This is a genomic window from Caulobacter soli (genome assembly GCF_011045195.1).
In the GTDB taxonomy this organism is placed as follows: domain Bacteria; phylum Pseudomonadota; class Alphaproteobacteria; order Caulobacterales; family Caulobacteraceae; genus Caulobacter; species Caulobacter soli.
This window is the reverse complement of sequence record NZ_CP049199.1, coordinates 2,160,338-2,181,752: the sequence shown is the minus strand read 5'-3', so window position 1 is coordinate 2,181,752 and position 21,415 is coordinate 2,160,338. Positions and strand designations below refer to the sequence as shown.

Genomic DNA, 21,415 nt, shown 5'->3' with positions numbered 1-21,415 from the left:
CTAGTTAAGCTTTTTTCACGCAGGCGTTGCGTTTTAGTATTTGACCGAAGTGGTCAGAACGCAAAGCCTTGTTCGACCGTGAAGCCGGCCAGCATCGGCGGGGTGGCGTCGAAAACGGCGCGGCGGCCCACGCCGTCCTCGGCCTGGACGTAGATCACGGCGCGGCCGACGGGGCCTTCGCGCTCGATCACCGCCAGACGGCCGCCTTGGGCCAGGGCCTTGGTCCAGCTGGCCGGCGCCCGCGGCACGGCGCCTTCGCAGATGATCACGTCGTAGTTCGCGCCCGGCACGGCGGTCAGGTCCTCGCCATCCAGGCGAGTGACCTCAAGGCCCATCTTCTCGAGCACGGCGGCGGCGTAGGGCGCCGCGATGGCCAGGGCCTTGTCGCCTTCGCGCGGACGCAGGTGCTGCAGCAGCTTGCCCACTTCGCGCGGGCGCAGCAGCCAACGGCCGGGGGCGTATTCGACGTCGGCGTCGGCATAGGCCAGATAGCCCTTGCCGGCCGGCACGCAGGCCTCGCGCGGCACGACACGCAGGGCGTCCTGCAAGGGCAGATCGGTGACGTCGGCCGTGCGGATCTGGCTTTCGACCATGTTCAGGCGCGCGGCCGCGAAATCGGAGCTCATGGAATCCCTCGAAGGGCTGGAATTTTCAGCCCGCTTATAGGTCCGCCACTCCCGTCTAGGCAATCAGGGCTTTGGCGAGACTTTTCACGCTGGCCTGCGGCTCTACCAACGCCGGTAGCCCGCGATCTTCGCGGCGAAGGCGTCGGCGTCCTCGTGGCCGTCCCAGTCGGCGATGGCCGGGGCCAGGGACGCGGCCTCCAGCAGCTGGCGCTGGGCGTCCTTGTAGCGGGTGGTGCGGGCGTAGCGGGCGGTGTCGGAGATCATCGCGCGCAGCAGCAGGATGGCGGCCAACGGGTGGCGGCCTTCAATGGCCCTGGCGGCGGGCTCCAGCAGTTCGGGACGGTCGCCGTCCAGGTCGCCAGGCCGACGCAGCACCAGCCGCGCGGCGCGGTCCCAGGCCGGCCAGCGGATCAGGAAGTCGAGGGCGGCGTGCAGGTCGTGGAAGTCCTCGGCGTGGGCCAGGGCCTTGTCCTCGGCCTCGACGTCATCGAAATCGGGCAGGCGCTTGAGGAAGTCACGCAGCCGTTCGACCGACAGACCGCGCTCGAAGCTGGACCAGCGCATGTCCTGGGCCAGATCGCCCTGCCCGCGCGCCTCCAGCACCTCGATATAGGCGTCTTCCCAGTCCAGGGCGCCGGGACCAGGCAAGGTGGGGCGGCCCAGCACCGTGCCGACCAACTGAGCGAACGAGCCGGGCGTCGCGCGGTCCAACGCCGCGATGGCCTCGTCGAAGCGGCCCGCGGCGGTCAGCCGGCGGGCGATCTGCGCCCCGATCGGCGGCAGCACGGCCTGGGAGTCGGTGAACTGGGCGACATAGCCATCGACGTCGCCCTGGGCGTCGGCCAGCACCTGGACGGCCGCCTTCAACGCGCCGCTGACCCGCTTCTGCGAAGCCATGGTGGTCTCGACCCGCGCCCGCAGCGCCGCCACGCCCTCGGCGCCCAGCGCCGGCAAGGCGTTCTTCAGAACGCGCGGCCCCAGACCCGCCCGACCATGCAGAAGCAGGTCCAGCAGTTGATCCCCGAGCGCGCGTGGATCAGGCAAGGCCTGGGACGCGATGGCCGCCACGTCGTCGACGGCCGCGTCGAACACCGCCTCGATCTCGCCCTTGGCGTCGGCGGTGCGGTGGAAGACGCCCTCGGCCAGGCCCAGGAAGCGCAACAGCGTCGGCAAAGCCAGGGTCGGATCGAGCTCGGCCAGCCGCCCGACGATCAGGGCCCGCTGCATGTCGAGCTCGCGCACGAACTCCTTGTGCTTGCGCCAGTGGATGCGCGCGCGGCTGTCGGCGACGGAGTCGATGCGCTTGGCCAGTTCGGCGGCCAGGTCCTCGGGACCGATCTCGCCCGCCAGCTCCAACCGCAGCCGGCGCTTGATCTGGGCGTGGCCCTCGGCGACGTCGATCAGCAGGTCGGCCAGCCGCTCGGCGCCCAGGGCGGCCAGATTGGCCGTCGTCAGGGTCTTCTTCGAGCCCGTACGCTTCACCGTCGCCAGCGGAGTTCTCCCGTCCGTGTCCCTTCGGCGCGCCCCGAGTCGCCGCGTCCCTCCTTAGCACGGAGGCCGGGTCCGTGCGGACGTATCGCCCACGAAACAGCCAGCCTGAGACGTCTTGGCAACGCCGCGCAAACACCTGTCGTTTCGGGGGACACGGCGTGGAACACGACGTCATCGACCGTGTTGAGTCCCCGTTCAGAGGATTCGTTAACATGGCCAGGGGTTGGGCGAGAGCGAGAGCGGCGGCCATCGCCTTGGCCGTCCTGACTTTCGGCGCGCCGGCCCTGGCCCAGACGTCCCTGGGAAAGACCTGCCGCGCCCCGGCCCCCGCCGCCGGCCAGATCGTCACCGGTCCCGTCCTGCACGTGATCGACGGCCGCACCCTCTGCATCGCCCAGGGCCCCACGCCTGACCAGTGGGTCCCGCTGCGGATCTCGTCCGTCGTCGCCGCCCTGCCCGCCGATCGCGAGCGCCTGATGGCGGCCGCCTTTTCCCAATCCTTGATCTGCAAAGTCACGGGCGACGGGCCGGTGAAGAGCGCGACCTGCACCGTCGCCGGACGGCCGCTCGAAGCCCTGCTGACTGAGCCGGCCACGATCACCCAGGCCAAGACCTGGCGCTGAAATCGCTACCGCACTGCCGCATGACATCGTTGTCAGGCTGAGTTATCGCTTGCTTCGCCGGGCGGGCTTACGCCCGCGCCAACAGCGAGTGGGAGGTACTTATGAACCGACAAACCTGGCGGGGCCTGGCCCTGGCCCTCATGCTCGGCGCGTCCGCCGCCGCCCTCGCCCACACCGCTGAAGCCCAGGCGCCCGCCGCCCCGGCCGCCCGTCCCTGGCTGGACCCCAAGCTCGGCGCCGACGCCCGCGCCGACGCGGCGCTCAAGGCCATGACCCAGGACGAGAAGCTGACGATCATCTTCGGCTTCTTCGGCGCCGAAATGCCGCCCCGCTATACGCGCACGCCGGACGCCCTGCCCGGTTCGGCCGGCTACGTGCCGGGCGTCGCCCGCCTGGGCATCCCGGCCCAATTCCAGACCGACGCCGGCGTCGGCGTGGCCACCCAGGGCGGCGAGCCCAACAAGCGCGAGCGCACCGCCCTGCCCGCCGGCATCGCCACCACCGCCACCTGGAACCCCACGCTGGCCCAGGCCGGCGGCGCGATGATCGGGTCGGAAGCGCGCGACTCCGGCTTCAACGTCATGCTGGCCGGCGGGATCAACCTGACCCGCGAGCCGCGCAACGGCCGCAACTTCGAATATGGCGGCGAGGATCCCTGGCTGGCCGGCCAGATGGTCGGGGCCCAGATCAAGGGCATCCAGTCCAACGCCATCGTCTCGACCGTCAAGCACTACGCCCTGAACAGCCAGGAGACCGGCCGCTTCATCCTGGACGCCCGGATCGGCGAGGCCGAGGCCCGCACCTCCGACCTGCTGGCCTTCCAGTTCGCGATCGAGGCCTCCGACCCGCACTCGGTGATGTGCTCCTACAACCGGATCAACGGCGACTACGCCTGCGAGAACGACTTCCTGCTGACCAAGGTCCTCAAGCAGGATTGGGGCTACAAGAACTACGTGATGTCCGACTGGGGCGCGGTGCATTCCAGCGCCAAGGCGGTCAACGCCGGCCTCGACCAGGAATCGGCCGGCGACGCCTTCGACAAGCAGCCCTTCTTCAAGGGTCCGCTGAAGGACGCCCTGGCCAAGGGCGAGGTGCCGCAAGCCCGGCTCGACGACATGGCCCGCCGCATCCTGCGCGGCCTGTTCGCCAGCGGCGTGGTCGAAAAGCCGGTCAAGATCGCCGCCATCGACTACGCCGCCCACGCCAAGGTCACCCGCGCCGACGCCGAGGAAGGCGTGGTGCTGCTGAAGAACGACGGGAGCCTGCTGCCCCTTCTGTCGTCAGCCAAGAAGATCGCCGTGATCGGCGGCCATGCCGACGTGGGCGTGCTGTCGGGCGGCGGCTCTTCACAGGTCTATCCGATCGGCGGCCGCGCGGTGACCGGCGAAGGCCCAGCCTCATGGCCGGGTCCGATGATCTACTTCCCCTCCTCGCCCCTGAAGGGGTTGAAGGCCCGCCTGCCCGGCGCCGACATCCGCTTCGCCGACGGCAAGGACAAGGCCGCCGCCGCCAAGTTGGCGGCCGAGAGCGACGTGGTCCTGGTGTTCGCCACCCAGTGGAACGGCGAGTCCTTCGACAGTCCGCTGACCCTGGAGAACGACCAGGACGCCCTGATCGACGCCGTGGCGACCGCCAACGCCAAGACCGTGGTCGTGCTGGAGACCGGCGGCCCGGTGCTGATGCCGTGGCTGTCCAAGGTCGGCGGCGTGGTCGAGGCCTGGTATCCGGGCTCGGACGGCGGCGAGGCCATCGCCCGCGTGTTGACCGGCGAGGTCGACGCCTCGGGCCGCCTGCCCGTCACCTTCCCCGCCGCCCTGGACCAGCTTCCGCGTCCCACCCTGGACGGCGATCCGAAGAAGCCCGACGACCTGTTCACGGTCGACTACACGATCGAGGGCGCGGCGGTCGGCTACAAGTGGTTCGACAAGAAGGGCCATCAGCCGCTGTTCGCCTTCGGCCACGGCCTGTCCTACACGACCTTCGCCTATGACAATCTCAAGGCCGAGGCCAAGGGCGGCGCCGTGACCGTCAGCTTCGATGTGAAGAACACCGGCAAGCGCACCGGCAAGGCCGTGCCGCAGGTCTATGTCTCGCCCAAGGCTGGCGGCTGGGAAGCTCCGCAACGCCTGGCCGGTTTCAGGAAGCTGGAACTGGCGCCGGGCGCGACCGCCGAGGTCAGCCTGACGATCGATCCGCGCCTGCTGGCCACCTGGAACGAAAAGGCCCACGGCTGGTCGATCGCGGCCGGCGACTACACCGTCAGCCTGGGCGCCTCGTCGCGCGACACCGCCGCCAAGGCCCAGGTCGCTGTGGCCGCCCGATCCCTTCCCGTCGGCCTGATGAAGCCCTGAGAGGCCATTTGGTCGCAGCTGAAATTAAGGCCTGATTAACCATAAAAGCCGAATTTCGACTGGTCTTTCTTGAAGACACCCCACCATCACTGACTTTCCACAGCCCGGTCTCCGACCGGGCTGTTTTTTTGTCCGAATGCGCTTGCACCGAGTCAAATCGGCGGCTATCACCCGGCCTCTTCCTGAGGCGACCTGTTCCGCGGTAGCTCAGTGGTAGAGCAGCCGGCTGTTAACCGGCTGGTCGTAGGTTCGAATCCTACCCGCGGAGCCACCTCTGGCATTGAGACGAAATCCGGCCTAACGGCCGGATTTTTCGTATCTGGGCAGCGCTTCTTCAATCCGGGCCCAATCCCCGCCACGCTCTGATCAACGGCGCCCTGGACTGGGTTCGGGCGCATGCGCGCCGATCGCGGACGCTGAGCGTCCCGCGTTGCGGCAAGATCGCGGTCTTCGAGGCCGCCTCGCCTTGGGCGCTAGGCTTGGGCCGCTGTCCAATCGGCCACGAACCGGTCCAGGACGTCCAGCGGCATGGCGCCGGCCGCCAGGACGGTGTCGTGATAGGCGCGGATGTCGAAACGCGCGCCCAGTTGCTGGCGGGACCGCTCGCGCAGAGCCTGCCATCGGGCATGACCGATCTTGTAGGCGCAGGCCTGGCCCGGCCAGGCGCAATAGCGCTCGACCTCGCTGATCATGCCCCGCTGGCTCATGCCGACGTAGTCGACCAGATAGGCGATCGACTGCTCGCGCGACCAGCCCTTGGCGTGGATGCCGCTGTCGACGACCAGGCGCGCGGCGCGGAACAGCATCGACCGGTAGTAGCCGATCTTGCCGAACGGATCGTCGGCATAGAGGCCCAGCTCATCGCCGAGCTGTTCGGCATAGAGCGCCCAGCCCTCCTGGTAGGCGGTGAAGCCCATGTCGCGCAGCAACGGATGCACGTCGGGGCCAGCTTCCCGCGCGATCGAGATCTGGTGGTGATGGCCCGGAATGGCCTCGTGGAAGGTGATGGTCGGCAACTGCCAGTCGGGGCTGGCGCCGACCAGGCGCAGGTTGATGTTGTAGATCCCTGGGCGTTTCCCATCGGCCGAGCCGGCCGTGTAGTAGGCGCCGGGCGCGCCGGCCTCCTGGTCGGGCGGCGTCGGACGCACCTGGACCGCCTGCTTGGGAAAGCGTCCGAACATCTGGGGCATGCGCGCGGTCATCGCCGCGATCAGCCCTTCGACGCGGGCCATCAGCCGGGCGCGCCCCTCGTCGGTTTCCGGATAGAGGAAGCGCGGATCGGCGTTCAGCGCCCCGATGCGCGCGCCCACCGCGCCCTGGGTCAGGCCCTGCGCCTTGAGCAGTTCGTCGGCCCGGGCCGAGGCCTCGGCCAGTTGCGCCAGACCCAATCGATGAACCTCGTCGGCCGAGATCCTGGTGGTCGTATTGGAAAGGATCGCCCAGTCGTAATAGGCCGCGCCGTCCGGTAGCCGACCGACACCGGCGTCGTGGACGGCCTTGGGACGCGATGCGTTGAGGGCCTCCAGCTGACGGGCCAGCGCCGGCTGGACGGTTTGCGTCAGAACCCGGCTCGCGCGGTCGGACCAGTCGCCGGCCAGGCCGCTTTCGGCGGTCTTGCGGGCGAAGGTCTTGACCAGGTTCGAGGCCTGCGCCCCCTCCCCGGCCTGGGCCGTCACACCGGCGATGGCCTTGTCGTACAGGAAGTCGGGCGGCGTCACGCCCGATCCGGCGTCGGCGCGGAACCGCGCGGTGTCCTGATCCAGAGCCGCGCCATAGGCTTCCAGCCGCGCCAGATAGGCCTCGGCGTCATCCGAAGTCTTGATCTCGAGGCGGCCCAGCATCTCCGGCACGCCGCGATAGGCTCCGGCGTTCAGCGAGATGACATAGGGGCTGGGATCGCCGACCGCGCCGTAGGAGAAGCGCTTGGCGCCCGCCAGCGAGACCTGCCGATCGAACGTCACGGTGTCGAGGGTGTTGCGGGCCCGCGCCGAGAGCTTGGCGCGATCGATACGCTTCAGCGCCGCCACATCTTCGGCCAGGGCGACGCGCATGCGCTCGGCGGCGGCTGGGGATCGATCCGACAGCTTCAATCGCGCCCAGGCGTAGGCCGGCTGCTTGTCCAGACCCAGGCTAGTGATCCGTTCGGGCGACCGCGCCAGGCCTTCGGCGTAGAGCCGGTCGAGGGTCTGGGTCAGGCCATCGGTCCCGGACCCAGCCGCGCGCGCGGCTGGCGAGAGGCACAAGGCCGCCGCCGAGATCATGAGCTGGCGACGATCGGGTCTCATCGCGAAGCCTTGATAAAGGCGATGACATCCGCGCTAAGCCGCATCCGGGCGGCGGTGTCGCGATACATCATGTGGCCGCCGGCATAGCAGCGGACGGTGAAGGCCTCGGCCAGCTTCGGCTCCATGTGGCCAAGCAGGTAGTCGTTGGCCGAACAGCTGTTGAGCGAGTCATAGAGGCCGGCGGCCACGAAGACGCGCAGCTTGGGATCCAGGGCGATGGCGCGACGAACCCAGGGCTGAGCGCCGCCGGGCGGCCCCTCCCCGGCCATGGCCGCCGCCATCGAGGCGGGCGAATTGTCGCCCTGGTCGTAATTCCATCGCGAGCCGACCGACTTGCTGGTGTCCGCCGGATCGGGCTCGAGGCCCGCATAGGGCAGCTTCGTGTGATAGCCCAGTTCGTCGCGCAGATAGCCGCCGATCACCGCGACCCTCGCCGCGCCGTCGGCGTCCGGACCGATCTTGCGCATGTCGAAGGTGTTCAGCACCTGGGGCTTCAACAGCGCCGCGAGATACTGCCGGTTCGTGAGGGCCAGCGTCTTGGGGTCGATCTGCTCGGCTTGCAGGCCCGTGTAGCGCGCCAGGTCGGCGATGACGGCCGCCCGCTCGGCAGGTTCCAGCGCGTCACGACGCGCCAGGGCGGGCGCATAGACGTTGAGGGCCCAGGCTTGCACCGCCTTCGGGTCGGCGTTGGCCTTGCCGAGAACCGTCGCCGCCGCGGCGCGGCTGGGCGTGTAGAGCGCCGTCGTCACCTCGCGCGGCACGGTCTGCCCCACCGGAACCCCGCCCGAGATCAGCATCACGCCGGCGACCTTGCGGCCGGCCTTCTCCAGCGCCTCCGCGACACCGGCGGCGCGCCAGACGCCGTAGCTTTCGCCCGCCAGGAACACCGGCGCGTCCTTGGCCACGAAGCGTCGCTGATAGGTCTCCACGAACTGGCTGACCGAGGCGATGTCCCCCAGCGTGCTGTAGAACTCTCGCTGATACTCCGGTTGGGCGGCTCGGCTGAAACCCGTTCCGATCGGATCGACGAACACCAGGTCGGTGTCGGTCAGCAGGGTCTCGGCGTTGTCGCGCAACGTCTCGCCGTCCAGACGCCGGGGTCCGAAGGCTTCGAAGTGCAGCAAGGTCGAATTGGCTCCGGGCCCTCCGTTCCAGATGAAGGTCACGGGGCGCGGCGTCTTGCTGGGGCGGCTGTAGGCGACGAAGTACATCCAGCCGTGAACGGCGCCTGTCGCCGGGTCGCGGATCGGCAGTCGCCCCGTGCGCGCCGTGTATTGCAAGGTCTTGCCGCCCAGCACCAGGCGATGAGCGGTCGAGGCGATGGGCGTTTCGTCGGACGTTTCAACGGACGCAGGCGCGGCTTGCGCCTGGGCCAGGCCGGTTTGCCCCAGCACGAACGCCGCGATCAAGGTCAGGACTCGAATGGACACCGATATACATCCCTGGCGTCCACGATCCGTCCCTGGAAGGATCAATCCGACGCTGTTTTCACCCGTGTTATCCTAGCCGCGCCGGGCGATATTTCTATTCGAACCGCCAAGCTCCGGTCGCGGCTTCCGCATCGTTCATGTGCGGCGCGAGAGGCCATCGCATGGATAAGACGCGAGCGTCAGCCCAGCGGCCTCAGGCCATCGCACAGCGCCTTGGCCGCGGCGAGATCCTGCACGACGTGGCCGAGCGACTTGTAGACGGTCAGTTGGTCGGCGGACTGGCGTCCTTCCAGGTCGCCGGCCAGAACCTGACCGATCTCGCCGACCACGTGGTCGTCGTCGATCAGGCCCTCGGCCTTGGCGCGCAGGAATTCCGCCCCCTGGGCCAGCACGCCCTCGCGGCTGTCGGCGATGAAGCGGGCGCGAACGACCACGTCGTGATCGACCTCGGACGGACCCGCCACGCTGGAGCCGACCAGATTGACGTGAGCGCCCCTGGCCAGCCAGCGGCCCATCAGGATCGGCTCGCGCGCCCCTGAAACCGTGCAGACGACATCGGCGCCCGCCACGGCCGTCTCGACGTCGTCGGCGACGCTGACGCGGGCGTCCAGGGTCAAGCTCAGCGTTTGGGCCAATTGTTCGGCCGCTTCGCGCCGGCGCCCCCACAAGCGGATCTCGGCGAAAGGGCGAACCAGGCACAGGGCTTCGGCATGGGCCTTCGCCTGCTCGCCGGTTCCGAGAACGGCCAGGACGGCGCTATCCGGGCGGGCCAGGGCGTCGGTGGCCACGGCGCTGGCCGCCGCCGTGCGAATGGCGGTGATCTCCCCCGCGTCGACCAGCCATTCGGGCCGCCCGCTGGCGGCGTCGAACAGCACGACCAAGCCTTGGTGCGACTGGCCGCCTCGCGCGACATTGTCGGGAAAGACGCTGACCAGCTTGGCGCCGAACGGATCCTCGCCGCCCAGCGCGCCCGGCATCACGCCGAACATCCGGCCCTGGTCGAGGGGGATGATCGATCGCAGCAACTGGCGGGTCCGGCCGGCGGAAAAGGCGATCATCGCCTCGCGCACGACCGGAATGCAGACCTCGTACGGCAGGCCCGAACGAACCTCGGAGGCGCCGATGTACCTCATGGGGGATCGTCCTCAACGCGACGAAAAAAGAAAGGCCCCCGCGCGAGGCGGGGGCCGGCAGAGAGGCAGGCTAGAACCGGGCGTTCAATCCGACGAAGAACTGACGACCGGCGATGTCGCCGTAGGAACGGCTGGGATAGGAGGTCATCTCGTCGGTCAGGTCGGTGACGCCGGCGCGCACGGTGTACTTGCCGAAGTCATACGAGCCCGAGATGTTGTGGCGGATGTTGGCCGCCAGGGTCGGGTTCGGGGTGGTCTCGATCGTCGCGCCCCATTCGCTCAGCGCCTCGGGCATGTAGTCGACCGAGTAGTAGAGCTTCAGCGGGCCGCGCGAGTAGCGCAGGTCGAAGCGACCGCGCCAGTCGGGCATCTCGACGGTGCCGTCGATGCGGCTTTCGTCGAAGCCCGTGACCGAGGTCTCGTAGCGGGTGTTGTGCGTCGCCTCGAGGCCGAACTCCAGGGTCCCATAGTCGTGGTTCGGGAACAGGTTGGCCAGCGGCAGGCGGTAGTTGATGTTGTAGACCTCGCCCCGATAGTTGACGCTACCGGCGTTGTAGGTGGTCGACATGGCCGAAGACACGTAGCCGTTGGCGTCACGCGTGAACGTGCCGCACACCCCCGGAGACGGCGCGCTCGAGTCGTAGCAGGTGGCCAGGAAGTCGGCCGCGGTGAAGTCTGAAATCCCGTTGGTCAGGTCGATCTCGATCCGGTCGGCGATGATCGTCAGGCCCGGGATGAAGGTCGGCTGCAGGATGACGCCAAGGGTCTTGGTGTCGGAGATCTCGTTCTTCAGGTCGGGGTTGCCGCCGGTGGTGATCAGCGTGTTGTTGAAGTTTTCCGCCGGATCCTGGAACGTCGCCAACGGGCCATAGCCCGGATGGGCCGCGAACAGCGCCTGGCAGTTGGCCCGGCGAGTGGCGGGGGCCGGACCGGCGTTGATGCGGTCGGAATCGCAGGGATCCTTCTCGATCACGCCCAGGGCCGTGCGCGACGGCGCGAACAGCTGATCCAGGGTCGGCGCGCGGAAGTTGCGGCTGCGCGATCCACGGAAGGTCAGGCCGGAGACGACCTCCCACTGCAGGCCCGCGCCCCAGACCTTTTCCTTGCCGGCGACCGAATGGTCGACGAAGCGGTACGAGCCGTCGAACTCCAGTCGCTTGGCGCCCGGCAGCGTGAAGTCGCCGCCGAGGATCGGGACCAGCACTTCGCCCGACAGTTCGTTGGTGTGGAACTTGCCCGAGGTCGCCTGGGTGGCCACGCCGGCCCCGAGGAGACCCAGTTGGTCGGCGACGAACGGGGTGTAACGCGCCCACTCGTGACGATACTCGTAGGCGGCGCTGAACTTGGCCTTGCCGGCCGGCAGGCTCAGCAGGTCGCCGCCCAAGGTGGCCAGGACGTCGTCCTGGGTGTTGCTGTAGTCTTGGCCGCTGGGCGCGGTGACATAGGCTCGCGCCTCGGCGCTGACATTGCCCGAACCGAAGATGTTCAACGGGGCGCAGGCGGCGTCGTCATTGGCGGGGTTGGCGTCGGCGTTGACGCCGCAGACGATCTGGCCCGCGCCGTTCTTGACCGCCGCGACGGCCTTGGCCATCCGCGCGGTGTTGACGTCCCAGCCGGCCTGGGTGCCTTCCGTGCCGCCGTGGCTGGCCGACAGGCTCCAATAGAAGTCGCGGTCGGCGCGGTTGAAGTCGCCTTCCAGCGACAGCAGCGCCCGCCAGGTGTCGGTGGTGTACTTGATCTCGCGGGTCGGCAGCAGGTCCGTCCAGGCCTTGGACAGGAACAACGGCGCGCCGAAGCCGAAGCTGGGGCTCGACGCCTTCAAGGTCGCGAGGGTCGTGGCGCTCAGATACGGGTTGGTGGCGAAGAACGGAATGTAGCCCGAGCCGGTCGCGGGAGCGTTGAGCACGGTATTGGACGCCAGCGAACCGTAGGGATCCTTGCCGACCGTGTTCGAATAGAGCAGCTCACCCGAAAGCTTCAGGTGGTCGTTGATGTCGTAGTGACCCAGCGCGTTGAAGTTCTTGCGCTCGACGCCGGTGCGCAGCGTCGCCAGGTCCTGATAGGCGAAGCCATCGCCGCCGCTGGCGAACGGAACGGTCAGGAAAGTCCCCGGATTGTAGGCCGCGAGATCGCCGGACGCGGTGAACTGCTGGGGCGTTCCGGCGCTACGCAGGAAGAAGTTCGGCACCGGCGCCGGCGTCGTGAAGATCACCCCGGTGTTGTTGAAGGCGTAGAACTTGGCGTTGGTGGCCGGCGCCAAGGCCGAGACGCCGTCGTTGGGTCCGCCGTCGGCCGGGTTGGAATAGGTGATGCGGCCCATGTTGGTCAGCGGCCGGTCGCGGTCGTACAGCGGGTCGGTCTTGGACCATTCGGCGTTGATGGCGAAGTTGCCGCGGCCTTCGGCGAAGTTCTTGCCGGCGGTGACGCGCAGGCTGGGCTTCTCGTTGTCGTTGCGCGAGGAGATGCCGTACTGGGCGTCCATCTCCACACCCTCGAAGTCGTCCTTCAGGATGTAGTTGACGACGCCGGCGATGGCGTCCGAGCCGTAGACGGCCGCGCCGCCGCCCTGGACGATCTCGACGTTCTTGATCAGCCCGACCGGAATGATGTTGGCGTCGACCACGCGGTCGCCCAGGCCGGACGACGAGGTCACGGTGCGGCGACCATTGACCAAGGTCAGGGTGCGGCCCGAGCCGAGGCTGAAGAGGTTGGGAAACTGCTGACCCGCGCCGGCCGCCGAACCGCTGCCGTCGGCTTGGCCGTAGGTCGGCGCGATCGACGAGACCTGGTTCAGGGCTTCGCCGGCCTGGACATAGCCCCGCTCGGTGATGGCTTCCTGGCCGATCACCGTGACCGGAGCCGGCGTGGTGGTCTCGGCGCGACGGATGCGCGAGCCGGTGACCACCACTTCGGTGACGGTCTCGGATGCTTCCTGCGCCATGGCGAGCGCGGGCATGAAGACGGCGGCCAGGGCCGCGCCGCTGACGATCGTCGTGGCCAGAAGACGGCCTCGGGTCGAAGAGTTTCGCATGGTACCCCCTTATGGTTTTGGAACGCGCTCTTCCCCAAGCGACGTCTAGGGAAATCGCCCGACAGATCCGCCAAGCGGCCGGTCAGGTCGTTTCCACGCCATAAGGCTAGGTCAAGGAGGACAGTTTATCTTTTCGTTCTTCGAACCGTCGCGTGGGCGACATACATGGATTATGCGAGCCGCCGCGTCGGAAAGCATCGTCTATGTGAAGCTTGGGTAAGCGGCGCAATCGTCATGACGCCCCGCCGAACTCGTGTTCGACGGGGCGACCCGACTTCAGAACCGGCAGGTCTCCGGGTTCGCGCCAGGCCCCTTGGCCCATACGACGCCTTCGACGCCCGCGCCCCGCGGCTGGAAGGTGACCGTGCGCTCGGCCCCGTCGCGCTTGAGGGTCAAGGTCAGGGCGCGGGTCTCGTCCTTGCGGGCTTCCAGCAGGCCGCTCTCGGTCAGGATCTGATCGCCGTCGCGCACGCCGGCCTTGTCGGCTTCCGAGCCGGCCTTCAGGCCGCGCACGATGCGCGCGTCGGCCAGCGAGGCGCGATCGAAGCCCAGCTCGAAGATCCGCATCGTCTTGGGGCTGGCGACCAGGCAACCGGCGAAGCGGTTGGCCGGATGCAGGACCTCGCCGTTCGCCATGGCCTGGTAGCCGGCCTTGGCGGCGTCGGCCCCGATCTCCTTGCCGACCAGATCCAGCCAAGTCTCGATCGCATAGGGCTGATCGGCCTTCTGGCGGCGATAGATCTCCTGGACCACGTCGTCGAGGCTATGCTTGCCGCCCGACTTGGCGCGGATCGCCGCGTCGGTGTCGACCAGATAGAGGAAGCCCCGGCCATAGGGCACGGTCTGGGCGGTCGGATCGCTCCAGAAGATCTTCGCCGCCTCGGGGTTGGTCAGGCGCAGATAGGGATTGGTGTAGTAGGCCGCCGTCTTGTCGTTCAGGGAGTCGACGAAACCGTCCAGCGACAGCAGGCCCGACCGATAGGACAGCAGCATCGAATAGAATTCGGCGGTGCCCTCGCTGTACCACGCGGTGTCGCCGTGCTCACCCTGCATGGCCGGCCAGTTGTGGGCCATCTCGTGGGACACCAGGCTCTGCAGCGCCTCCAGCGTCGGCTTGTCGCTGGCGCGATAGCCGAACATGAAGGAGCTCGGCAGGGCCGTGCCGCCCGTGCCCGCATAGGGATTCTGGCGAATGAAGACACGATAGGCGGAATCGCTCGTGCCGAAGAACTTGGCCATCGCGGCGTGCAGCGTCTTGATGCGCGCGCCCAGCGTGTCGGCCGGGAACGGCGGCGGGCTCAGCCAATAGAGCCCGAAGCCGTCGCTTTGCCCCGGAAGAGTCTGGAGCGGGCCGGCGGCGTAGAACGAGAAGACCAGACGCTCGGCCGGCCCCACCGTCTCGACATGACCTTCACCCAGCGACGAGACCCCGCGCGAGCCCTTCGGCGCCTGCGACAGGTCCCAGTCCACGGCGAGACGATAGGGACGCTCGCCGGGCGGAACGGCCAGGAACGTCACCCCGGCCCCGGCGAAGCCGCCGCTTTCCTCGCGCAGGTCGAACAGCGGACCGTTGTTGGTGGCCGCGCTGATCTGGCGGGGCGCGGCGCGGTAGTCGACGACGACGTCGCCGACCGTGGCGCGCGAGACCTTCCAATGGCGGTAGCCGCCCTGCGGGGTCGGCGGCTCCAGTTCCTCCGTCAAGGAGAGGGGACCCGACGCATCGCGCGCCGTCAGCCCATCGCCCAGCAACTGCGACCCCGGAATGCCGACCAGCTTCACCGGAAGGCGCACCAGCACCCCGCCCGCCGGCAGGCTCGGCGCCTCCAGGGTCTCGCGCACGGCCATATAGCTTTGCGCACCGCCCTCGGCATGAGGCGTCAATTGGACATTCAGTTTTGGCAGGGCCGGTTCGGCGGCCTGGGTCATGCCCGCGCTCAGCGCCAGAACAGCCGCGCACGTCATCATCGAAAAGCGGTTCAACATCGTCGCCCCCAAGGCCCTGTTTCGTTCGCTCGACTATGCCGCCTTCGCGGCAAGACTTTGAATTACTTCGAGTTTAGGATCACGCCGTCACGACCGAATACGCATGACCTAACCGCCGACGACAGCCTTGGCGCAAGAGTCATTCGCGCCCCTGCCCTCGCCCGCGAACTTTGCATAATCCTTGCGCCCCTGAGGTCAGCCCCAGAGCGCCGCCACCAGGGCGTCGATGTCGTCGGCGTCATTGAACAGCGTCGGCGCCACCCGCACGCGGTCCTCGTAGACCGAGGCGAAGACGCCGGCGGCCGCCAGTCGCGCGCTCGCTTCGGCCAGGCGCGGCGGCGCGAAGGCCAGGATCGGAGTCGCCGGGTCATCGGGCGTCAGGATCCGGGCGCCCAGACCGATCAGCCGCTCGCGCAACGGCGCCAGCAGGCTCGTACGGTGGCGGGCCAGCGCCTCGACCCCCACGGTCAGGATATGGTCCAGCGAATGATGCAGCTGGGCCACCGCGCCATCGGCCGTGGTGCCCATGCCGAACGCGCCGATGGCGTCGGGTCGGGCCCGCCACAGCACGGGCGGATCGGCCTCGGGCTGGGCGATCATCTCGCTGACCTGGCGATAACCGAACGCGGTCGGATCCAGGCGGTCCAGGCGGTCGGCGCGGGCGTAGAGAAAGCCGACGCCGAAATCGCCCATCAACCACTTGTAGGTCGCGCAGGCGCAGAAATCGACGCCGGACGTCTTCACGTCGAAGGGCGTCGCCCCCGCCGCCTGGATGATGTCGGCATAGACCAGCGCCCCCTGGCGATGGGCCAGGTCGCAGACGGCGTCCAGGTCATGGCGAAAGCCGTTGTAGTTGGAGACCAGCGACACGGCGACCAGATCGGTCGGCGTCTTCAGGGCCGCTTCGAGGTCGGCCAGGTCGACGCGGCCGTCACGGGCCGGCAGCACCTCGACGTCCAGACCGTTCTCGGCCAGGCGTTCGTAGAGATAGAGCGAACCGGTGAAATGCAGGGCGTCGGTGACCACCCTGCCCTTGCCGCCGCTGAGACCCAGGGCCGACAGCACAGCGTTCTCGCCGGCCATGGTGCTGGGCACGAAGGCGATCTCGCTGGGCGAGGCGCCGATCAGGGTGGCGAACATGCGCTGGACCGACTCGCGCACCGTGGCGTCGTCGTGGGGCGAATTGGCCGCCCCGCCCATGCGGTACTCGGCATAACGGTCCAGGGCCCGGCGCGCGCCCAGGCTCATCGGGTGCATGTAGGCCGAGTCCAGATGGATCCGGGCCATGGGGCCGAAGTCGGCGCGACGGGCCGCGCCCAGGGGTCGATCCACGACCAGCGTCATGCGGCCGCCTCGTCCCGAGCCTGTCGGCCGCGCGTGGCGACGTAGTAGACCATGCCGACCGCCAACCAGGCGGCGAGCAGCACGTAGGGTCGCCAGTCCGAACCCAGCCCGAGGGCCGCGACGATGACGGCCACGATGATCCCGGCGACCGCCAGGGCCTGGACACCGACGCGGCTGAACGGCAGGCGGGCCTGGGCGTGCAGGTCGGGGTGATGGCGGGCCATGTTGAACGCGGCCAGACACGAGCCGGCGTATTTCATCATGGTCGGGATGTTCACCGCCAGCAGCAGGAACAGCAGGCTGGACGGCAGCACCACGCACGCCGCGGTCAAGACGAAGGCGACGATCGTGGCGCGGTGCGGCGTGCCGAACTTGGGATGCAGAGCGCCCAGGCCGGACGGCAACACGCCCGAACGCCCCATGGCGTACAGGAACCGGGTGAACACCAGGAAGATGGCGTTCATCGACTTGGTCAGGGCCAGCACGGCCGCGCCGACGATCAGGGGCTTGGCCCAGCCGCCCAACGTGACCTCGGCCGCGGCCAGCAGCGGCGCCTTGCTGGCGGCCAGACCGGCGGGTCCCACCAGGCTGAGCGCGGTGAAGGCGATGGTCACATAGACGACGACGGTCAGCAGCAGCGCCAGGGCCAGGCCCAGCGGCACGGTGGTCTTGGGATCACGGACCTCTTCGCCGACCTCGGTGGCGGTCTCGATGCCCAGGAACAGCTGGATCATCAGCGGCAAGGCCGCCAGGATCGGACCCCAGCCGCCGCCGACGGCTTCGACGAACAGATGCGGCTGCAGGCGCGGCGCGCCCGCCGCCACGAACACGGCGAACACCGCCAGCAGCAGCACCATCAGGACCGTCTGCGCTCGGGCCGCGACCTTCACGCCCACGTAGTTGAGGCAGAAGATCAGGAAGAACAGCCCCAGCATGGTGGGGGCGGCCGGCAGGTCGATCACCATCGACAGGTAGCTGACCAGAACCCGGCCCAGCACGATCATCACCACCGCGTTGCTGAGGATGCGCATCCACACCACCGCGAAAGCGATCCACGGCTTGGTCAGAATGCGCTGCCACTCGTAGGACGCCGCGGTCTTGGGCAGGGCCGAGGCCATGTAGGCATAGACCAGGGCGAAGACAATCATCGGGATCGCCGCCAGCCCGGCCGAGATCAGGATCCCCGCCCCGCCGACCTGACTGGCCGGCCCCAGAACCGAGAAGATCGCCGCGCCGATCGCGGTGCCGGCGCCCAGCATGACCAGGTCGACAAGGCCGACCCCGTGCTTCAAGGCCGGCGGGGAAGTGGAAACAGGGCCGGTCATCGTGTCGGGCGCACTCCAGGATCTCGCGCCCGCCCCAGGCCGCCCACGCCAGGCGTGCGACCGCCGCGACCACGATGATCGCCGATGTCCACTCCCCCAGGGTCGGCCGCGCGGACGCGGCGTCTTGCGCGGCCAGCATAGGACCAGGGCTTCGCATCAACTATTCGAACTTGCCCTCACCATCGCGACGCGCGGACGAATTAGTCTCATCGGCTCAATAGGGCGGATAGTTTCTGCGCGATTAGGTCAGAGCTTGGCTTGGGCGTTCACGAATGGCGATCAGCGCGCGGCGCGGCGCGCGGCGATCACCTCGATCTCGACCAGGGCCTCTGGAAAGACCAGCGCGCTGACGACTGTCGAACGGGCTGGCCGCCAATCGCCAAAGCGCGCGGCGTAGACCCGGTTGAACTCACCGAAGTCAGGCGCGCGGGCCAACCAGACGGTGGTCTTGGCGACGTCGCCCAGGGTCAAGCCGGCCATGGTCAGGATGGACTCGATCCCGTCGAAGACGATCTCGGTCTGTTCGGCCACGTCGCGCCCGATGATCTTGCCGTCCCGCAAGGCGATCTGGCCGGATACGAACACCAGGTCTCCCACGGTGACGGCCTGGGACAGCGGCAGGATCATCCCCGCGGGGCCGGTCAGGGGCGGTCCAACGATTTCCATACGGCGCTCCGAAACTTCGCGGAGGCCTTTCGGCGCCCGCACAGGTCGCTCTATCTGTCAGAACCACGCCGCATAAGCCTGGCGTTCTGGTCGTCGTTCACACAAGTCGCGCATGGATTATGCGTGACGGCTCGGAACATAGGCCATGCGCCTCAAAGAACGGGGCGTGACCTCCCCGCGCCGCCTCCTGAACATCGCCCGCATCATCCATGTGTCGAAATCGAACCGGCCGCATAGGTTGGGCGCCCCCGCCGGCTCGGGTCAGCGAGAATGCAAAGATAATCTCCCCTCCTCCCGATAGGCTCGACGAGTCGACGACGTGGAGATTGGACCTATGCCTTCCCTGACCAAGCGCGCTCTGCTGACGGGCGCGATGCTGGGAGCCGGCGCCCTGGCCAGCGGCCTGCCCGCTCACGCCGAAGACGCCCGCGCCGGCGGACCGTTCGTCGCCAAGCGACGCGGCGTGTTCAACGGCAAGCGCGTCGACTACATCGCCACGGTGGGCGAGACCGTGCTGGTCGACAGCCAGGGCGCCGCCACCTTGCGCCTGGTCACCACCAGCTATGTCGCCGCTCAAGGCTCACCCACGCGGCCGGTGCTGTTCGTGTTCAACGGCGGGCCCAGCAGTTCGTCGGCGACCTTGCACACCGTGGCGCTCGGCCCTCGTCGCGTCGTCATCGCCCAGGACGTCAAGGCGCCGCAGCCGCCGCCCCAGTTGGTCGACAACGACGCCACCGTGCTGGATGTCGCCGATCTCGTCTTCATCGATCCGGCCGAGACCGGCTTTTCGCGCATCGCTCCGGCCGGCTCGCGCGAGCGCTTCTACAGCGCTGACGGCGACGCCCAGTCGATCGCCGATTTCGTGGTCGCCTGGAGCAAGGCCAACGGTCGCGAGGCCTCGCCGAAATACGTGCTGGGCGAAAGCTACGGCACCGTCCGGGCCTCGCTGATGGCGGGCAAGCTGTCGGCGGTGATGCCGCTGGAGGGCGTCTTCCTGTTTGGTCAGGCGGCCAACATGATCGAGACCAGCCAGCGGGCGCGCAACATCGTGTCCTACGCCACCAACCTGCCTCAGCTGGCCTCGATCGCCGCCTATCACGGTCGCGCCGACACCGGCGGTCTGTCAGCCACGGCGTTCATCGACAAGACCTACGCCTTCGCCATGAGCGATTACCTGCTGGCGCTGGCCAAGGGCCAGGACCTGCCGGCCGCCGAGCGTCGCCAGATGGCCGAAAAGCTGCAAGCCCTGACCGGCATAAGCGTCGACTACTACCTCGCCCACGACCTGGTCATCAGCAAGGTGGCCTTCGGTCGGGAGTTGCTGAAGGACCAAGGCCTCATCCTGGGAACCTACGACGCCCGCTACACCGGCCCGGCTCCGGCGCCAGGCGCGCGTCCGGTCGATCCGGCCGGTCGGATCACCGGGGCCATCGCGCCGATGATCGCCGAACAGCTGAAGAGCCTGGGCGTGACCTGGCCGTTGTCCGATTACCGCGACATCGCTCCCGGCTCCGACGCCTGGACCTGGAGCCCGACCGGCGGCATGGGCGGCCCCTTCTGGGACTACGACTATCCCGCCCAGATCCAGAAGGCCTTCAAGGCCAATCCGAAGTTCCGCCTGATGGTCGGCACCGGCATCTACGACCTGACGACCACCGTGGGCCCGGCGCGCTATCTGGTGTCCAGCAGCGACTTCCCCCGCGAGCGGGTGTTCCTGCGCCAGTACGTGGGGGGCCACATGGCCTATTCGCACCTGCCCAGCCTGAAGGCCTTCACCGACGACATCCGCGCCTTCGTCACGGGCGGCGCGCCGGCCTAGATCAGGGCGCGGCGGCGGCCAGGTCGTCGCGATAGACCTTGCCGCCCTTCATCACGAACTTGACCCGTTCCAGCTCGGTGACGTCGGCCAGCGGATCGCCCGACACCGCCACGATGTCGGCGAAGCGCCCGGCCTGGATCGAACCGATGCGGTCCGAGGCCCCGATCAGGTCGGCGGCGTTGCGGGTGGCGGCGAAGATGGCGTCGGACGGCGTCACCCCGGCGTCGACCATCACCTTGAACTCGCGGGCGTTGGCGTCGAACGGGATCAGGCCGGTGACGTCGGTCCCGAAGGCGATCTTCACCCCGGCGGCGTTGGCGTCGTGCAGCATCTTGAAGATGATCGGTACGATCGCCGCCGCCTTCTCCGCCGAGCCGGGATTGGCTTGGTTGGGCGCGCTGCGGGCCATGTCGGCGACCAGCCGGCCCACCAGCACGGTGGGCACCAGGTACGTCCCGTGCTCCTTCATCAGCTTGAAAGACTCCGCGTCGGCATAGCTGCCGTGCTCGATGGAATCGACGCCCAGCCGCACGGTCGTGTCGATGGCCGCCTTACCGTGGGCGTGGGCGGCGACCTTCAGGCCCAGGCTGTGGGCGGTGTCGATCGTCGCCTTGATCTCGGCCTCGGTCATCAGCATGCGCTTGGGATCGTCGCCGATCGAGCCGACCCCGCCCGAGGGCATGATCTTGATCAGGTCGGCCCCGCGTCGCTTATGCTCGCGCACCGCCTTGATCGCCGCCTCGGGACTATCGATCACCTCGTTGCCCCAGTCGTCGTTGTGCCAGGACTCGTCGATCCCGTTGCGCGGATCACTGTGGCCGCCGGTCGGGCCGAGCGGCTCTAGCGACACCCACATGCGCGGGCCGATCACGTCGCCGCGCTCGATGGCCCGCTTCAGGGCCGCGTCCGTCCCCCCGTCGGCCCCGACATTGCGGATCGAGGTGAAGCCGCCCATCAGCAGCTTGCGCGCCGCCACCGTCGAATGCAGCGCGTCGTCCAGCAGCGACCCGGTCAGCTGGGTCGTCAGACCGCCCCGCCGATAGGTGACGTGGGTGTGGGTGTCGATCAGGCCCGGCAGCACCGTGGCCTTGGACAGGTCGATCACGCGCGCGCCGGCCGGCGCCGTGAAGCCGTCCTGGACGCCGACGATCCGATCGTCGTGCACCAGGATCGAGACCTGAGCGCGCGGCGTCGGCGAGACCCCGTCCAGCAGGCGGCCGGCGTGGACCACCAGGTCTTCCGCCCAGGTCGTGGCGGGCAACAAGGCCACGGCGGCGGCGACGGCGAGAGCTCGGATCTTCATGGGCG

14 protein-coding genes and 1 tRNA gene are annotated in these 21,415 nt (G+C 68.5%); 4 read left to right on the top strand and 11 right to left on the bottom strand.

All coding sequences use genetic code 11. From position 1 onward, the window contains the following. Positions 1-53: 53 nt before the first annotated feature. Both G3M62_RS10270 and G3M62_RS10265 read right to left on the bottom strand, forming a co-directional pair. Positions 54-626 carry a protein-L-isoaspartate O-methyltransferase family protein gene (locus tag G3M62_RS10270; protein ID WP_165186739.1) on the bottom strand — a complete coding sequence of 191 codons (573 nt, stop codon included), beginning with the start codon at positions 624-626 and terminating at the stop codon, positions 54-56. A gap of 102 nt (positions 627-728) precedes the next feature. Continuing rightward, positions 729-2,108, bottom strand: a complete 1,380-nt coding sequence (locus G3M62_RS10265) for a DUF6880 family protein (RefSeq protein ID WP_165186737.1) — start codon at positions 2,106-2,108, stop codon at positions 729-731. Positions 2,109-2,329: 221 nt separating this feature from the next. On the opposite strand from G3M62_RS10265, the gene G3M62_RS10260 reads away from it, so the two are divergent. The 3 genes from G3M62_RS10260 (at position 2,330) to G3M62_RS10250 (ending at position 5,362) form a co-directional block, all read left to right on the top strand. Continuing rightward, positions 2,330-2,740: a hypothetical protein gene (locus G3M62_RS10260; protein ID WP_165186735.1), complete on the top strand. Its 411-nt coding sequence runs from the start codon at positions 2,330-2,332 to the stop codon at positions 2,738-2,740. A 101-nt stretch (positions 2,741-2,841) separates the two neighbouring features. Next, entirely contained in the window at positions 2,842-5,091 is a 2,250-nt protein-coding gene (locus tag G3M62_RS10255) for a beta-glucosidase family protein (protein ID WP_165186734.1), read from the top strand. Positions 5,092-5,287: 196 nt separating this feature from the next. Beyond that, a tRNA-Asn gene (locus G3M62_RS10250) sits at positions 5,288-5,362 on the top strand. A gap of 202 nt (positions 5,363-5,564) precedes the next feature. On the opposite strand, the gene G3M62_RS10245 is transcribed toward G3M62_RS10250, so the two are convergent. The 8 genes from G3M62_RS10245 to G3M62_RS10210 all read right to left on the bottom strand — a co-directional run bounded on the left by G3M62_RS10245 (position 5,565) and on the right by G3M62_RS10210 (position 18,288). Continuing rightward, a complete protein-coding gene (locus G3M62_RS10245) occupies positions 5,565-7,376 on the bottom strand; it encodes a DUF885 domain-containing protein (protein WP_165186732.1) in 1,812 nt (603 codons plus the stop codon). Next, complete coding sequence (locus G3M62_RS10240) at positions 7,373-8,806, bottom strand: S10 family serine carboxypeptidase-like protein (RefSeq protein ID WP_246263548.1); 1,434 nt, start codon at positions 8,804-8,806, stop codon at positions 7,373-7,375. Before G3M62_RS10240 ends, G3M62_RS10245 begins: the two co-directional genes overlap by 4 nt. A 179-nt stretch (positions 8,807-8,985) precedes the next feature. After that, positions 8,986-9,939 carry an ornithine cyclodeaminase family protein gene (locus tag G3M62_RS10235; protein WP_165186731.1) on the bottom strand — a complete coding sequence of 318 codons (954 nt, stop codon included), beginning with the start codon at positions 9,937-9,939 and terminating at the stop codon, positions 8,986-8,988. 70 nt (positions 9,940-10,009) lie between these two features. Beyond that, entirely contained in the window at positions 10,010-12,970 is a 2,961-nt protein-coding gene (locus G3M62_RS10230; RefSeq protein WP_165186729.1) for a TonB-dependent receptor domain-containing protein, read from the bottom strand. A 276-nt stretch (positions 12,971-13,246) separates the two neighbouring features. Continuing rightward, entirely contained in the window at positions 13,247-14,896 is a 1,650-nt protein-coding gene (locus G3M62_RS10225) for a M61 metallopeptidase family protein (RefSeq protein WP_165186727.1), read from the bottom strand. A gap of 252 nt (positions 14,897-15,148) precedes the next feature. Next, complete coding sequence (locus G3M62_RS10220; protein ID WP_165186725.1) at positions 15,149-16,297, bottom strand: aminotransferase class V-fold PLP-dependent enzyme; 1,149 nt, start codon at positions 16,295-16,297, stop codon at positions 15,149-15,151. Continuing rightward, positions 16,294-17,622: an APC family permease gene (locus tag G3M62_RS10215; protein WP_165186724.1), complete on the bottom strand. Its 1,329-nt coding sequence runs from the start codon at positions 17,620-17,622 to the stop codon at positions 16,294-16,296. Before G3M62_RS10215 ends, G3M62_RS10220 begins: the two co-directional genes overlap by 4 nt. Positions 17,623-17,901: 279 nt before the next feature. Next, positions 17,902-18,288, bottom strand: a complete 387-nt coding sequence (locus G3M62_RS10210) for a RidA family protein (protein WP_205691984.1) — start codon at positions 18,286-18,288, stop codon at positions 17,902-17,904. Positions 18,289-18,622: 334 nt separating this feature from the next. On the opposite strand from G3M62_RS10210, the gene G3M62_RS10205 reads away from it, so the two are divergent. Next, a complete protein-coding gene (locus G3M62_RS10205) occupies positions 18,623-20,107 on the top strand; it encodes a S10 family peptidase (protein WP_165186722.1) in 1,485 nt (494 codons plus the stop codon). A 1-nt stretch (position 20,108) separates the two neighbouring features. Here the strand turns inward: G3M62_RS10205 and G3M62_RS10200 are convergent, their stop codons facing one another. Further along, positions 20,109-21,410: a metal-dependent hydrolase family protein gene (locus G3M62_RS10200; RefSeq protein WP_165186720.1), complete on the bottom strand. Its 1,302-nt coding sequence runs from the start codon at positions 21,408-21,410 to the stop codon at positions 20,109-20,111. Positions 21,411-21,415 lie beyond the last annotated feature (5 nt).